General features: G+C 34.1%; 10 protein-coding genes. 4 read left to right on the plus strand and 6 right to left on the minus strand.

The window, feature by feature from the left end; all coding sequences use genetic code 11:
• Positions 1–58: 58 nt before the first annotated feature.
• Genes ACJJVP_RS01210 through ACJJVP_RS01220 form a run of 3 tightly spaced genes read right to left on the minus strand, consistent with a single transcriptional unit; the run spans position 59 to position 5,741 of the window.
• Entirely contained in the window at positions 59–1,549 is a 1,491-nt protein-coding gene (locus tag ACJJVP_RS01210; protein WP_405410135.1) for a RagB/SusD family nutrient uptake outer membrane protein, read from the minus strand.
• Positions 1,550–1,561: 12 nt separating this feature from the next.
• On the minus strand, positions 1,562–4,786 hold the full coding sequence (locus tag ACJJVP_RS01215) for a SusC/RagA family TonB-linked outer membrane protein (RefSeq protein ID WP_405410137.1): 3,225 nt from the start codon (positions 4,784–4,786) through the stop codon (positions 1,562–1,564).
• A gap of 37 nt (positions 4,787–4,823) precedes the next feature.
• A complete protein-coding gene (locus ACJJVP_RS01220) occupies positions 4,824–5,741 on the minus strand; it encodes a hypothetical protein (RefSeq protein ID WP_405410139.1) in 918 nt (305 codons plus the stop codon).
• A gap of 1,075 nt (positions 5,742–6,816) precedes the next feature.
• On the opposite strand from ACJJVP_RS01220, the gene ACJJVP_RS01225 reads away from it, so the two are divergent.
• The 3 genes from ACJJVP_RS01225 to uxuA are packed head-to-tail and all read left to right on the plus strand — an operon-like array spanning position 6,817 to position 10,773.
• Positions 6,817–8,205 carry a DUF1080 domain-containing protein gene (locus ACJJVP_RS01225; protein ID WP_405410140.1) on the plus strand — a complete coding sequence of 463 codons (1,389 nt, stop codon included), beginning with the start codon at positions 6,817–6,819 and terminating at the stop codon, positions 8,203–8,205.
• Positions 8,206–8,210: 5 nt separating this feature from the next.
• The gene (locus ACJJVP_RS01230; RefSeq protein WP_405410142.1) at positions 8,211–9,566 is read left to right on the plus strand and encodes a Gfo/Idh/MocA family protein; all 1,356 of its coding nucleotides are present in this window, start codon (positions 8,211–8,213) and stop codon (positions 9,564–9,566) included.
• Positions 9,567–9,597: 31 nt separating this feature from the next.
• The gene (gene uxuA / locus ACJJVP_RS01235) at positions 9,598–10,773 is read left to right on the plus strand and encodes a mannonate dehydratase (protein ID WP_405410144.1); all 1,176 of its coding nucleotides are present in this window, start codon (positions 9,598–9,600) and stop codon (positions 10,771–10,773) included.
• A gap of 10 nt (positions 10,774–10,783) precedes the next feature.
• Here uxuA and ACJJVP_RS01240 read toward each other — a convergent pair whose 3' ends face one another.
• A complete protein-coding gene (locus ACJJVP_RS01240; protein WP_405410146.1) occupies positions 10,784–13,018 on the minus strand; it encodes a c-type cytochrome in 2,235 nt (744 codons plus the stop codon).
• Between the two features lie 184 nt (positions 13,019–13,202).
• Positions 13,203–14,021 (minus strand): SDR family oxidoreductase, encoded by an 819-nt coding sequence (locus tag ACJJVP_RS01245; RefSeq protein ID WP_405410148.1) that lies wholly within the window; start codon positions 14,019–14,021, stop codon positions 13,203–13,205.
• Positions 14,022–14,409: 388 nt separating this feature from the next.
• On the opposite strand from ACJJVP_RS01245, the gene ACJJVP_RS01250 reads away from it, so the two are divergent.
• Complete coding sequence (locus tag ACJJVP_RS01250; RefSeq protein ID WP_405410150.1) at positions 14,410–15,249, plus strand: DMT family transporter; 840 nt, start codon at positions 14,410–14,412, stop codon at positions 15,247–15,249.
• Positions 15,250–15,316: 67 nt separating this feature from the next.
• On the opposite strand, the gene ACJJVP_RS01255 is transcribed toward ACJJVP_RS01250, so the two are convergent.
• Positions 15,317–15,508, minus strand: a complete 192-nt coding sequence (locus tag ACJJVP_RS01255) for a hypothetical protein (protein ID WP_405410151.1) — start codon at positions 15,506–15,508, stop codon at positions 15,317–15,319.
• Between the last annotated feature and the right edge of the window lie 267 nt (positions 15,509–15,775).

Genomic DNA, 15,775 nt, shown 5'->3' on the forward strand with positions numbered 1-15,775 from the left:
AAATAGAAAAAAGCAGAAATTAGATTTCTGCTTTTTTAAAAGGAAAATTAGCTAAAAATCAATCATTTATTAATGGATTGGTATCTATCTGTTCTGTTGGTATTGGTAAATATCGTTTGTCTAGAGAATAATTTGGTTTTATACCTGTATTAAACAAAAATTCCATATCCAAATCCCATCTTTGTAAATCAATAAAACGTTTACCTTCACCTGCCAGTTCTATTTGTCTTTCATGAATTAATGCTGCAAAAGCTTCTTCTACCGAGTTTACAGGATAGCCCGCATCGTTCATAGCTACGGTACCGTATAATGGCATGCTTACACTTGGTCTAGATCTAACTTGGTTCATTAAAGCTATTGCATTGCTTAAACTACCACCACTTCTAAACAACTCTGTCTCAGCTTTCATCAATAATACATCTGAGTAACGCAACAATCTAATGTTGGTACCATTATCTTGAGTATGAACATCATCTTCGATATAACTCGAATATTTTTTCATTCTAGTACCACCAAGTGTAGGTCCTGAAAAATCTCCAACATCTGGATCAACACCCCATGTTCTTCCCGTACCGTAAGAATCACCCGTAACCCACCATGTATCATCAAATCTAGGGTCATTATCTTCATAAGCCTCTACCAATACCGGACTAGGTATACTATTTCCCCATCCACTATAATCTGCACTACGTAGCGTTGACAATGTGTTATTGTTTCCAACATTATTACCCCAAAGACCGTCTAGCGAACCCTTTCTAAAGTCAATCTCCAACAATGTCTCATCATTGAATTCACCTGCAACGTTAAAATTGTCAATATAATTTGACATTAAAGAGTAAGATGTTACCTGGTCAAAAGCTTCATAAGCTTCATCATATTGTTTTAAATATAAATAGGTTTTTCCAAGCATAGCATAAGCGGTTTCATTGGTTGCCCTGCCTGTAGATTGTATGCCTTTAGTTCTCATACCTTCGGCCGCCAATTTCAAATCAGCAACGGCTTGTTCCAAAACTTCTACTTGTGTACTTTTTGGTTGAAAACCTGTAGTACTTTCACCAATTTTAATTGGAACATCGCCATATCTCGTAGCTAAAATATAGTAATATAAACCTCTCATAAAATATGCTTCTGCTACTAGCGGTTCATAAAATTCTGGTTCTGTCGTATAATTTGCCGAACCCTCTATTACGAAGTTAGCTTTTGCAATACCAGAATATGCCGATTTATAGAATCCGCTTGGCGCATCAAAAGTACCGTCTAGTAAAAATTCTGAAATACGAGATAATTGTGGCTGTCCAGAGATATTAATAGATAGTTCATCTGACACATAATCATAAAGTAAATTACCGTAACGACCATACATACCTTCTGATCTAAATGCAGAATAAATAGCAACGACAGCAGACTCTTGCAATTCGGGCGTAGCTTCTAAAACCGCTGCATTAAGACCATTTGTATCTTGAAACTGAAGATATTCATCTTCATTGCAAGACACTAAACATATAGCCAAACCTAAGCTACATAATGTGTATTTAATTAAATTTTTCATGTTAATTCCTTTTTAAAATTCTATTTGTAATCCTACAATAACAGTTTCTGGTGCCGGTGAAAATCCTTTATCAAGACCAATACCATCAATTACACCACCACTATTGTAAGTTGGTCTAATTTCAGGATCATACCCTGAGTAATCGGTTATAGTCAAAATATTCTGAGCACTAACGTATAAACGTAATTTACTAACACTGTTATTCAATAACTGCCCTAGCGAATTTTTAGATAGTGAATACCCTAAAGTTATATTTTTTAATCTTGTATATGAACCATCTTCAATATATCTATCTGAAACTCGTTCATTATTATTAGGATCATTAGGTGAAAATCTCTCTACAGAAGTATCTGTATTGGTTGCGGTATAACGATCCAAAATTCTTGTCGAATAGTTTCGTGGTCCGCTACTATTAAAATTATCAACGGTATACCTTAAATGATTATAGGCATCTACCCCTTGAACACCTGTAAAATACAAACTAGCATCAAAACCTTTATAACTCGCACCTAAATTAAATGAATATGTAAAATCAGGATTTGGATCACCTATTACAACTCTATCCTCTTCAGAAATTACTCCATCACCATTTTGATCTTTATATCTAATATCTCCAGCAAAAGTACCTATATCACCATCCAAAGAAATTTCACTGGCGTCAATTACCCTACCATCACTTACAACCGTGTATACTAGATTACCATTTGCATCGGTAGTTCTTGAAACCCCTGCACCTGTACTTGTTTCACGAAATGCTTGTGACTGTAAAGAACCACTTATGGCAGCCTGCTCACTTTCAAAAATTCCTTCTGTTTCATACCCTACAAAAGAATATGGTGCTTCTCCTGGCAAGTTAAAAACTACAACACTGCTAGATCCACCAAAGGTTACCTCTGCAGCCGGTATACCTTGACCGCCTGGCGCTACTTCTTTAACGACTGGATCAACAGTAGAAACATTTACCGTGGCATTCCATTGAAAATCACCTTCATAATCGTTATAACCCAACGTTAGTTCTACACCTTTAGAGTCTACTCTACCAGCATTTGTAAAGTTCGGCTCAAGACCTTCTGAAGTATCAACTATAGGAAATACAATTAACTGATCATTTTCACTAGTAAAATAATCTAATTCAAGTGTAAACTTATTTTTAAAAAGACCTAACTCAAGTCCGTAATTAGTTTTAGTACTTGTCTCCCATGTTAAAGTTGGTGAACTTACCTGAAGTACAGAAATACCAGTAACATCACCAACAGGACCAAATGTATTATTTAATGCGGGGTTAGTTGCAAATTGTTGTGCAGAATTATTACCCGTCTTACCATAACTAGCTCTCAATTTAAGATTAGAAATAGTGTTGCTTTCATTTAAAAAAGATTCATTGGTAACAATCCAAGCAGCAGAAGCAGCTGGAAAAATTTCATCTCTATAACCCGCTGCAAATTTTCCGTCGGCATCTCTTCTGATTGAACCAGATAACACATATTTATTCTTATATGAATACCCCACACGACCTGCTAACGAAAGTAATTTGTTAGGTAAGTATGAAGATGCGATATTAACAATTTGATTGGTATCAAGATTACCAACCACCCCGGCACCGAAATCTGTAATAATATTTGGTTCGTCACTAGTATACCTAGTACTACCTGTGTTAATTTTAATTTGCAATTGTTCAAATATAAAACTTGCATCAACCCTATGATCTCCAAAAGTTTTATTATAAGATAGAACGTTCGTCAAACTTGTTGTTAAGTTTCTATAAGTACTTTTCTGAAGAACTTTATTAATATTAGTACCATCGCCATCTAAAATATCTTCACCATAAGTATTTTGTTGCGAACTAGAATTTTGATCAAAAAGGTTGACACCTAACTGAAGTCTGTTTGTTAAACCTGGAGCCAATTGAATTTCACCATAAATAGAACCTACAATATTAGAATTTAATCGCTCGTTGTCATTAACATCAGCTAAAAGAACCGGGTTGCGTTGACCGATAGTAACTAGATCTTCAACCCTACCGGTACCAGCATAACGTCCATCTTCAAATCTTACCGGTAAATATGAAGGCATTTTTAATGCCCAAGCCGGTAAAAATTCACCACCAACTTGCTCCGGCGCTTTTTGTCTACTGTAATTTAGGTTTAAAGTTTGTCCGATTTTAATAGACTTACCTACCTTATAATCTGTATTAGCACTGAAGTTCCATCTTTTAAACTCGGTATCTAGTTGAATACCATCTTGACTAAAAATACCGGCACCTACTCTATAGTTCACAAATTCGCTTGCTCCAGAAACAGAGAAGTCATGATTTGACATTGGCGCAGATTGAAAAACTTCTGACTGCCAATTAGTATCTGCAGCAACAAAATCAGGATCAGAAAAGCGAGGAGGAGTTTCATTAACACCAACTGCCGCATCAGTACCCACTCTCAAATCTTCATCAATAAGAACTTGAATTAATTGATCCGTACTTATAACATCATAATATCTTGATTTATTAAAAGTTTGATATCCTGTATAAGTGCTATAAGATATTTTAGGAGCACCTTCTTTTCCTTTTTTGGTAGTTATAATGATAACCCCGTTAGAACCTCTAGATCCATAAATTGCAGCGGCGGCCGCATCTTTTAATACATCTACCTTTTCTATATCATTTGGGTTTATAGCGCTTATATCACTTATGAATATACCATCTACAACATAAAGTGGCGATCCATCACCAAATGTATTGAAACCCCTAATCAAAACAGTAGCTGCTTCACCAGGAGAACCACCATTTCGAACCTGAACACCAGTAGCCCTACCTTCTAAAGCTTGGTTTATGTTAGCAGCTGGTAAAGAATTGATTTTATCGCTGCCAACCGAAGAAACGGCTGTTGTCAGTTCTGATCGTTTTTTTGAACCATAGCCAACGACAACTACCTCATCTAAAGAAGCAACATCTTCTTCTAGGGTTATATTGAATTCTATCCTATCATTTGTCTGAATTTCTTGTGCGATAAATCCTAAATAGGTGATATTTAAAACACTATTTGGTTCTACATTGTTCAAACTAAAATTTCCATCAAAATCTGTAACTGTACCGTTCGTGGTACCTTTGACAACAACTGATGCCCCCGGTAACGGGCCATCTAGCGAAAACACCGTTCCAGTTATAGATTGCGCGAACATGATACTACTGCTAAGTATCATAAACATAAACGCAATTATGTTTTTTAATTTTAAAATATTCATAGACGTATTGGTTTAAAAGAAAAGTTAGTTTAATTGGTTAATTAAGTGGTACAAACCTGATATTATCTACATTTACGGTAGCTGGTCCAACACCTGTATATTGGTTAATAGCTATCAACATTTGACCTACTTCTGCAGGAATGATTCTTGCATCTGGATCACTAGCTAATCTAAAACTGGCAAAGGTTATTGAAAATTCTTGCCAACCTTCTTCATTGACTGTAATATCAGCTGCATATTGGTCTCCCGCTCTATTTTGTGCTATTACGGTAAATAATGTGCCCAATGCACCATTTACATCTGCATCAAAAGCAATTGCCATGTTTGATGGATTAACTTCTTCTATACCTGTTGCCGGAAAAGTTCCACTAAAACAGCCTCCAAATCCTGGGCTCGGATTACCGTCCCAAATAAATTGAATAAAATTACCATACTCATCGTCTGAACTTTGACCAGAACTGGTTTGACTTCCATAACAGCCCCAATTATCAGACCCAGCTTCTTCAAATCCTAATCCATCAAAATTTGAAATAAATACTGCACCAGGTTCAAACTGTCTACCCGGAGCCCTTAAATCAAAATCAATTGTCTCGTCACCTATTGGAGAGCCAGATAACACCAATTGTTTTGAACCATAAACAACATCGGATTCCTCTAAATTTGGTAAAACAAAAATTAAACGAAAATTAGTGTTGATTGCATTATTGATAGTCAATTCTACTGGATCACCTTCTCCTATCAAACTTGCACTAGTGACCTTATCAAAGTTTTGCCCCAAAAGCACCAAAGAATCTCCTTGAATTCCAAATCCAGCATTTTTATCGAGACCATTTATAGATTTTACAATTACAGTTTCATCTGTTGAGGCTGTGTCATCGTCTTCACAAGACACTAAACCGATTACGAGAAGTAGGAATATAGAGAATACTATAGCCTGACTAGGTAGTTTTTTCATTTTGGTTAGGTTAAATAAGATTAATACCGTTTAAACAGTTCTTAAATGATTTAGCTATAATAAGATTGGTAAGAACTTTTGTAATACATTGATATAAAGTATGTAATACACAGTTATTCTATCTTCGTATAGTTAAGTGTCATTTCAACACTAAATTAAAATAATATTTCAATTAAAAAAAATCAAGAAACCAAATCCAATACACAAAACTTAACAAAAATTTATAATTAAATTAAAACTATCTGATTTACAGTGGTTTAAAAATTATTATCTACTGTGTTAAATTTACATTTAATTTAACTAAAGTGAAGAATAAAGCACTAATAGGCTATAATCATTCCAATTATTTAAATGAATAGAAGGCACATATTGACTAAAAAATGGAAGAAAAATGGTTGAATAGGTGTAGATGTAATTTATAAATAGTCTACAGGAAGAAAAATCATATTTACAAGTCATTGAAATCTTAATAGTGGATTTCGTTGTTGGTGTTCCATTTTTCCTTAAAGGTTTATGCCAATGCTTTTGCATTAAAAGTCCCATCGCCAATTAACTTATACAATCACAAAAGATTACAAGGGCAAAATCCGCTTATTCAATCATTAGAAGTTACTTTGAATACTTCTTTGGTTTATTTGGTATAGCTTCTGGATAATGTACTGGAGTCTATTGAAAATTTAATAGTTTTTGATATCAATTTGATAAAATGAAACTATAGAAACCACTTTCGTACTTTCTTTTATATTAAAATTTTATTTACAAGAGTTTTCCTAACCTATTAGTAATAAAATAAATTCTTCAATACTCTTTATTGTCAATTCTTAGCACTCCAAATTAAGACAAGCGATAAAAATGCTATAGCCTAATACACTCTAACTCAATTCTAAACAATATGATAAAAATTAAACCCAACTGCAAAATTTACATACTATTTAATTATCATATTTTTAATCTATTAAACAAAAATTAGTAATATTAACATAGGATATCGATTACATATTATATATTTCTCATATAAAGTGAATTAATCTAAATCAACTACATATTTAAACCACCCTTAAACTTTAAAAACAAAATGAACAAGATGCGAACAACAGCAAAAGTGATTTTTATATTAATTTTTCTGATATTTGAGAGCTGTGCAGAAAATGCAATAGACCACACCCCTTGGATTGACTTATTTGACGGAAAAACATTAAATGGTTGGCATAAACTTGGCGGTGATGCGAACTATAGCATAAAAGACGGTACTATAGTGGGCACAACTATACACGACACCCCTAACACTTTCTTGACTACAGATAATATGTACGGAGATTTCATTTTAGAATTAGACTACAAGGTTGATTCTACCATGAATTCAGGTATTCAAATTCGTAGCAACAGTATACCTTCTTACAGAGATGGAAGAGTACATGGCTATCAAATAGAAATTGACCCATCTGAAAGAGCATGGAGCGGTGGTATATATGATGAATCTAGACGTGGTTGGTTGAACCCGATGACCGACAACCCTAATGCACAAAAAGCATTTAAACAAAACGAATGGAACCACTACCGTATAGAAGCAATTGGCGATACCATAAAAACTTGGGTAAACGATGTGCCGGCTGCCTACCTTATAGATGATAAAACCGCAAGTGGTTTTATTTGTTTGCAAGTTCACAGCATTCATGATGATCAAAAAGCTGGTACTGATATCGTTTGGAAAAATGTCAAAATAGTTACAGATAGTGTTTCGAAATACTCAAGACCTACTCCCCTTACTCCTATTATTACCAAAAATCAATTATCAATTGACGAGAAAAAAGATGGATGGGAATTACTGTGGGACGGTAAGACCACTAATGGATGGAAAGGTGCCAAGTTAGAAGAGTTTCCAGAAAAAGGTTGGGTAATTGAAGATGGTGTTTTAAGTGTTCTTTCATCAGGCGGTGCAGAATCTTCAGCTGGTGGAGATATCGTTACCGAAAAACTTTATGGTGATTTTGAATTAAAAGTTGATTTCAAATTAACACCTGGCGCCAATAGCGGTATAAAATATTATGTAGATACGAATATTAACAAAGGAGAAGGTTCTTCTATAGGATTAGAATATCAAATCTTAGATGACAACCTTCATCCAGATGCTAAACTAGGAAATCATGATGGCAGTCGGACGGTGTGTTCATTATATGATTTAATTCAAGCGGATGTAAATAAACCTATCAACGCAATTGGTGAATGGAATACCGCTCACATTAAATCAAAGGATAACCATGTTGAACATTGGTTAAATGGAACCAAGGTTTTAGAATACGAACGAAAGAGCGATGCATATAAAAAGTTAGTCTCTGAAAGCAAATATGCTAAGTGGCCAAACTTTGGAGAACTAGAGAAAGGTCAAATTTTACTTCAAGACCACGGTGATCTTGTTTCTTTTAAAAATGTAAAGGTTCTTTCAATCAGTAATTCAAAAGAATAAATAACATGAGTTCGAACAGAAGAGATTTCATAAAAAAAACTGCAATAGTTGCGGTTGGTTCTACTTTAGTTGGTTCAAGTGCAAATGCTATGACCGCTAAGAGTTATTCTAAAATAATTGGTGCTAATGACCGTATTAATGTTGCAATACAAGGTTTAGGAAGAAGATACAGTGCTTATATACCAGCAATAGCTAATAAAAATAATAATGTAGAGCTTACCTATTTGTGCGATGTCATGAAAAGTCAACGAGATAAAGCTTCCGTAGAATTAGCATCTAAAATTAACCACAAGCCAAAACTAGAAAATGATATTCGTAAAATATTAGATGATAAGGAAGTAGACGCCATCTTCATGTCAACTCCCGATCATTGGCATGCACCAGGTGCTTGCATGGCCATGCAAGCAGATAAACATGTATTTTTAGAAAAACCTTGCAGCCATAATCCTCGGGAAGGGGAGTTAGTGGTTGCATATCAAAAGAAATTCAACAAAGTGGTTCAAATGGGCAACCAACAGCGCTCATCGCCAGAATCACAAGAAATTATAAAAGAAATTCACAACGGTATTATCGGTGATGCCTATAAAGCCACTGCTTTTTATATAAATTCTAGAGATCGAGTACCGAACCAAATAAAAGCGACCCCACCAGAAGGCTTAGATTGGAATCTTTTTCAAGGTCCGGCTCCTAGAAAAGCTTATACCGATAACACTTGGGATTATAATTGGCACTGGTACGGATGGGATTTTGGTACGGCGGAGATGGGTAATAATGCTACTCATGAACTTGATATTGCACGTTGGGCATTAGGAGTTACATATCCAGAATACGTATCTGTTGATGCTGGAAAACATCATTTTAAAGATGATGGTTGGGAAATGTACGATACCATGGAAGCTACTTTTAAATTCGCAGGCAATAAAACCATAAAATGGGATGGAAACAGTAGGACAGGTTATCATAAATATGGTAATAAATATGGCAGAGGTACTATAATTGACGGTTCTGAAGGAACAGTGTATATCGACCGTGGCGGCTATAAACTTTTCAATCTTAAAGGCGGTCTCATAAAAGAAAACCTTACTCCTAACGAAGAAGAAGGTACCGCCCTGGGCGGCGGCGGCGACATGTCAACGCTACATACCGTAAACTTTTTTGACACTATACGAGGTAAAGCTCAATTAACTTCACCAATTGATGAAGGTGCTATAAGTCAAATGTTAACTCATTATGCTAATATTGCATCTAGAATTGAGAACTCTTTTGAAATTGATGAAACTACAGGGCGTATATTTAATAAAGAAGCCATGAAATTATGGTCAAGATCATATGAACCTGGATGGGAAATAAAAGATATATAGCATAATAAATATCTACGAAAATTATAAATTAATGGAACAAACATGGCGTTGGTACGGTCCAAATGACCCCGTATCATTATCAGATATTAGACAAGCAGGCGCTACAGGCGTAGTTAGTGCTTTACACCATATACCAAACGGAGTGATATGGTCTGTAGAGGAAATAATGGTGAGAAAAAAAATAATTGAAGCAGCAGGCTTAACATGGTCTGTCGTAGAAAGCGTGCCTATTCATGAACAAATAAAAACTCAGAAAGGCGATTACAAAACCTATTACAAGAACTATAAAGAAACCCTTTCAAACTTGGGCGAGTGTGGTATAGATACGGTGTGTTATAATTTTATGCCTGTATTAGATTGGACAAGGACCAATTTAGATTATGAAGTAGAAGATGGTTCAACTGCACTTCGATTTGAAGCTGCTGCTTTTGCAGCTTTCGAGTTATACCTCTTAAAGAGACCAGGTGCAGAAGTCACTTATTCAGATTCTCAAAAAGCTGCCGCCCAAGCGTATTATAACAACCTTACCGAAGAAGGCAAAAAGAAATTAATCAGTAATATTATTGCTGGCTTACCTGGCGCAGAAGAAGGGTATTCGCTAGAAGAATTCAACGCTATTTTGGCTACTTATGATGCTATTGGATCAAAAGAACTTAAAGAACATTTATTCGAGTTTCTAACTGAAATTATTCCTGTAGCAGAAAAATCTGGCATACGTATGTGTATACACCCAGATGACCCACCATTTCCAATTTTAGGGCTACCTAGAGTTGTAAGTACAGAACAAGATATAATTGACCTATATAATGCCGTTGATAGTCCAAATAACGGATTAACATTCTGTACTGGATCATTCGGTGTTAGACCGGATAACGATTTACCGGGCATGGTAGAACGCTTAGGTGATCGTATTCACTTTATTCACCTACGAAGTACTCAAACTGATGCCGAGGGTAATTTTCATGAGGCAAACCACTTAGAAGGAAATGTTGATATGTTTTCTGTTATGAAGGCACTAATCAAAGAACAGCAAAAAAGAAAAGCTGCAGGAAGAAAAGACACAAGAATGCCTTTAAGACCCGATCATGGACACAAAATGCTAGATGATCTCAGAAAAAAAACAAATCCGGGGTACTCTGGCATTGGTAGACTAAGAGGTTTGGCCGAACTAAGAGGTTTAGAATTAGGTATTAGAAAAAGTTTGTAATCAGTTTAAATTAATTATCAAGTGCTTGAAGTTCTTTTTCTGTAAATTCCATACCAGAAGAAGGCTTCACACTTCTTAATTCTTGTATACGATTGGTGCTTAACCTTTTCGGTTTATCAGAAAAAGCATTGGTTACGTATGATATTATATTGGCTATATCCGTATCTGTTATAGTTTCATTTCTAATAAGACCAGGCATTGCCAAATTTATATTATAAACTTCACCATTTACATGCACAGGGCCTTCAAGTCCATGTAAAATTATAAGGGCTAGTCTCTCTGTATTTTTAACATGTTCAGAATTCAATAAAGGAGGTGCTAAACCTTCAATTCCCTTACCACCGGCACCATGGCAAGATGCGCAAATCTGAAAAAACATTCGAGCACCACTAGTACGTGTATCTTCAGTAGTTTTCTCAATTGTAAAAATAGCATTCATCTTATCCGCTTTTTTATCTGAAATAGTTCTTGCCAGTTTGTTTACAAAAGGAGTATGTTTTAGGCTATCCATTACAATAGCATTGGCATAAATATCAGAATCAACAGTGCTTAACCCCGAAATTACAGCCTCTACAATGGTTATACTGTTTTCTCTCCTATTTAAAATTTCCATCATAAAAGGTAAAAAACGCTCTTTATCAATCTTAATCCAGTTACCTAACAAATTACCTAAATAAAGATCTAAACCAATAGTATCACGCTCCAAAATATTTTTAAATATTGGTACAGCTTCATCTACATTTTCTGCAGACGCAAACCCTTTTAAAAGTACAAGAGCATGAGAGGCTACATTTTCATCACTTCTTATAATAACCTCTGTCAAAAATTCAAATGACAATTCATTCCATCCCTCTAGCACATACAAAGCATGAATTTGGCTCCATTGATAATCTCTATTAAGTGCTATCTCTTTAACCTCCTCAATCGAATTTTTAAATTCTTTGTAAACTAAAAAATGTTGAGCTCGGTCACGAATCCATCCATTATCACTCTTTAATAACGATACCAATTCACTTCCATTTAAAGTATTAAAATCAGATAGTTTATTACTAGTGGTATTTTCATGAGAAACTTTAAGTATCCTTCCAAAATTCACAATAGTATCTAATTCTTTAACCTTAACATTATCTCTTAAATAAGGACTCATATAGGCATGATGACCAATCATACCTCGGTGCATATCCACAACATACATACTACCGTCAGGACCATTTTTCAAGCTAACAGGCCTAAATCCTTCATCTGTAGAAGTTATAAACTCCTTGTCTTGCCAAGCTTGTTCAGCTTTCACTGAGTCTCCTGTAAATGTCAACAATGTACGTTTTATTAAATTTCCCTCTGGTATACACACAAACACATTTTCGTCATAAGCAGCAGTAAAATTACCACCCCTATAGACTAATGGACTACAAGCTGCAGTAGCATTTACCAAAATACTATCCGCATTTAAAACTCCTTTTGCATACCCTCTATTTACAGAACCTGCAAAAGCCGGATATACCCTTTGATCAGTGGTGAGTAATTTATCTACGCTAGATTTCGGAGTAAAATATTTATTATTAATAAAAATATTTGGCAGCACATAATCTCCCAATAATATCCTAGAATTATCATTATAATAAAGTCTGCCAAAATTATCATGAGTAATACCCCATTGACCTCTAAAAGTAGTTGGTTCTTTTTCCCAAATCCCGGCTTTTCTTCTATATCTAAAATTAGATTTAGCATTATAAATCCAATTATCAATATTCAATTCTAATCCGTTTGGTTGATGTTCAGGATTACCTTCTACGGCATAAATAGAATCTACCAATACTTTATTAGTAGGCTTATCGTCTTCAATATCGACATACCATAAATATGGTGGCTCTGCAAATAACAATCCCCCGTATACGTGAGCCATGGCACGTGGCATTACCAAACTATCTAAAAATATTTTTGAATGGTCTGCTATACCATCTTCATCTAAATCTTCTAAAATAACGATACTACCAGTAGCATCTTCTTCACCTGAGCCCTGTAAATCGTCCATATAGCCAGGCATTTGCGCAACCCAAATTCTACCTTTAGCATCAAAATCTATAGCAACAGGGGCCTTTACTAATGGTTCTGCCGCCAAAACCTCTAAATTGAAACCTTCCTCAACAACATATGGTTCTAAAGAAACATCAGTATCACTAAACCTTGTTTGACAAGAAATAAAAAGGCATAATACAATAAGAAGACCCATTAAATTAATACGCATGAAAATCAACTATGTTAAAGAGCTATTGAACATTTAGATTTATAAACTATTGACAACCAAAAAAGGGGCAACCATATTAAACGAACATTACATTTTAAGATATTTTAAATTAGGCAATCGATTACAAACAAAATGAGAGGTCTAGGACGTTTAACTAAAACTCTAACAAATATTTTATATAAAATTAAACTCCAGAAAAAGAAGTAAATCCGCCATCAACATCAAAAATGCTTCCGGTCACAAAACTAGACGCATCACTTAAAAGATAATGTACCATACCATTAAGCTCAGAAGCATCACCAAAACGACCCATTGGGGTGTTCTTAATTATACTATTTCCTCTTTCCGTAAAAGAACCATCTTCATTAGTCAATAAACGTCTATTTTGATTTCCGATAAAAAATCCTGGAGCAACAGCATTTACTCTAATTTTATCGCCATGTTTAGAGGCAAGTTCGTTCGCCAACCATTTGGTGAAAATATCTACCGCGCTTTTAGCCATTGAATACCCTAAAACTCTTGATATGGTCTGCTTTGCCGCCATAGATGAAATATTAACAATTGAACCATAACCTTGCTCTACCATTAATTCGCTCAAAACAACCGAAGGAATAACTGTACCGAATAGATTAATATCCACAACTTTTCTAGTGTCAGCCATAGCAATATCCCTAATAGTTTGATCGGGTTTTAATGTTGCACCGGGTATATTACCGCCTGCAAGATTAACTAGACCATCTAAGTTCTTGAATTCTTCTTTAATTTGGTTTTTCAAATTAGTTAGCTCCTCTTCATCCATAACATCTACTTTAAAAATAAATGTACTACCAGAAACAAGTTCGTTTAATTCTCTTTGCTTTTCTTTCAATTTATCTATTGACCTACCTAACAAAAGAACCTTTGCTCCATTTTCAACTAAATATTTTGCAATCGAACCACCTAAAGTTCCTGTGCCTCCAGACAAGGCAAAATTTTTATCTTTTAACGACAATAATTCGTTCATTTTTATTTTTTTAGTCTATTTATTCAGGATTTAAAATCTTAAAAAATGTAAATCCCTTAATCTATTTTGATAGGCAAGTTAAGAGATTTATTAAAAATGACCCCTACTCTTTATGTATTATAACAAATACTCAAATGTTTTTTTCAAAGAACCATAATTCATATAAATATAATATCAACGGTCATATCTGATTAAAATTAATATAATAATAACTAGACACATTAATTTTCATTTTTATAGATATGTTCACATTATGTAATTGAATATCAACATATAGATAATTATAGTTAAGAGAATGACAAAACTTTAGGTCCAAATACAAATATCACAAATTGACGAAGGGAATTCTATTTCTCTCTAGTAACTTTGTAAAGACATTTTTTGGATAATGAAGAAGGCAATTTTATTTATGATTATTAGTACGTTTTCATTTAGTTTAATGAACTCGTTTGTAAAATACCTAGACCATTTTCCTACTTTCGAAATTGTATTTTTTAGAACCATAGGCTCACTGATATTAGGAACATCATATATTATAATAAAAGGTATTCCGATATTAGGTAACAGTCGTAAGTTTATGATTTTTAGAGCACTTGCAGGGTTAACCGCTATGAGCTTATTTTTTATGTCTCTAAAGTATCTACCCGTCGGCACTGCCGTTTCTTTACGTTATCTCGCCCCTGTTTATGCTGCTATTTTTGCTGTTTTCTTTTTAAAAGAAAGATTAAAACCTATTCAATGGTTTCTGTTTTTATTTGCTTTCGCTGGCGTTTTAGTTTTAAAAGGATTCGATAATAATATCAATACCACTGGTTTACTTTTAGTTTTGGCTGCATCTATTTTTAGTGGATTGGTTTATGTATTAATTAGAAAAATCGGAAATAGTGATCACCCTTTAGTAATCGTTAATTACTTTATGTTCACTGGCACTGTTATAGGAGGAATTTTAAGCATTTCAAACTGGGTCACCCCTATAGGTATTGATTGGCTATTACTATCGAGCTTGGGTATATTTGGCTTCTTCGGTCAAGTATTTATGACCAAAGCCTTTCAAATTGCTAAAACTAATTTAGTGGCTCCTTTAAAGTACATTGAGGTTATTTTTACAATTATGGTAGGGATATTTTGGTTTGGTGATTTCTACAGTATTTGGAGCCTTTTAGGCATAGTAATGATTGTTGCGGCTTTGATTGCTAACGTAATTATTGGGAAGAGAAAATTACGTTAGCTACTAAATATAAAAAGCTACCGATTTCAAGAAATCGATAGCTTTCAGTTTTGGTCAGAAATTTCAATTATTTGCGAGCAGTATCCTGCTCAGCCAAACTATTGTTGACATCCAGTAAAGAATTGACAATAACAGTATTTACTTCATTGTTTATCTCATCAGAATAATTAAAGTAATATATAGCCGAAAATAATAACGCTAATGCAATTAAAAAGTTTGCAATCATTTTAGAATCTAAAAAATTTTCTTTGTTCTCCATATCAAAGCGTTTTTATGATGTGTTGAATATAGAACTAATAGTGATAATTAACAAATATTTAAGAAGTCTATTTATTACATAAAATCTTTTGCATAAGTTACTTATGACTCTATATACTAATTCTAGATGTAAATATTAACTTTTAATTAACTGATTAGCAAATATTTAACACTTGTTTGAATCAAAATTTAAAGTTAACAAGTCAATCAAAGGCGCTAAGAGAATTTAACTTTGTTCGAAGTTTAAAACAATTATAAATCTTAAATA

The sequence above is a fragment of the Maribacter sp. Asnod1-A12 genome (assembly GCF_045063735.1).
Lineage (GTDB): Bacteria > Bacteroidota > Bacteroidia > Flavobacteriales > Flavobacteriaceae > Maribacter.

Bases quoted from the DNA above. Each gene is read 5' to 3' on its own strand.
- uxuA (WP_405410144.1), top strand. From the start codon at position 9,598: ATGGAACAAACATGGCGTTGGTACGGTCCAAATGACCCCGTATCATTA.
- ACJJVP_RS01215 (WP_405410137.1), bottom strand. From the start codon at position 4,786: ATGAATATTTTAAAATTAAAAAACATAATTGCGTTTATGTTTATGATA.
- ACJJVP_RS01250 (WP_405410150.1), top strand. From the start codon at position 14,410: ATGAAGAAGGCAATTTTATTTATGATTATTAGTACGTTTTCATTTAGT.
- ACJJVP_RS01230 (WP_405410142.1), top strand. From the start codon at position 8,211: ATGAGTTCGAACAGAAGAGATTTCATAAAAAAAACTGCAATAGTTGCG.
- ACJJVP_RS01255 (WP_405410151.1), bottom strand. From the start codon at position 15,508: ATGGAGAACAAAGAAAATTTTTTAGATTCTAAAATGATTGCAAACTTT.
- ACJJVP_RS01240 (WP_405410146.1), bottom strand. From the start codon at position 13,018: ATGCGTATTAATTTAATGGGTCTTCTTATTGTATTATGCCTTTTTATT.
- ACJJVP_RS01245 (WP_405410148.1), bottom strand. From the start codon at position 14,021: ATGAACGAATTATTGTCGTTAAAAGATAAAAATTTTGCCTTGTCTGGA.
- ACJJVP_RS01220 (WP_405410139.1), bottom strand. From the start codon at position 5,741: ATGAAAAAACTACCTAGTCAGGCTATAGTATTCTCTATATTCCTACTT.
- ACJJVP_RS01210 (WP_405410135.1), bottom strand. From the start codon at position 1,549: ATGAAAAATTTAATTAAATACACATTATGTAGCTTAGGTTTGGCTATA.
- ACJJVP_RS01225 (WP_405410140.1), top strand. From the start codon at position 6,817: ATGAACAAGATGCGAACAACAGCAAAAGTGATTTTTATATTAATTTTT.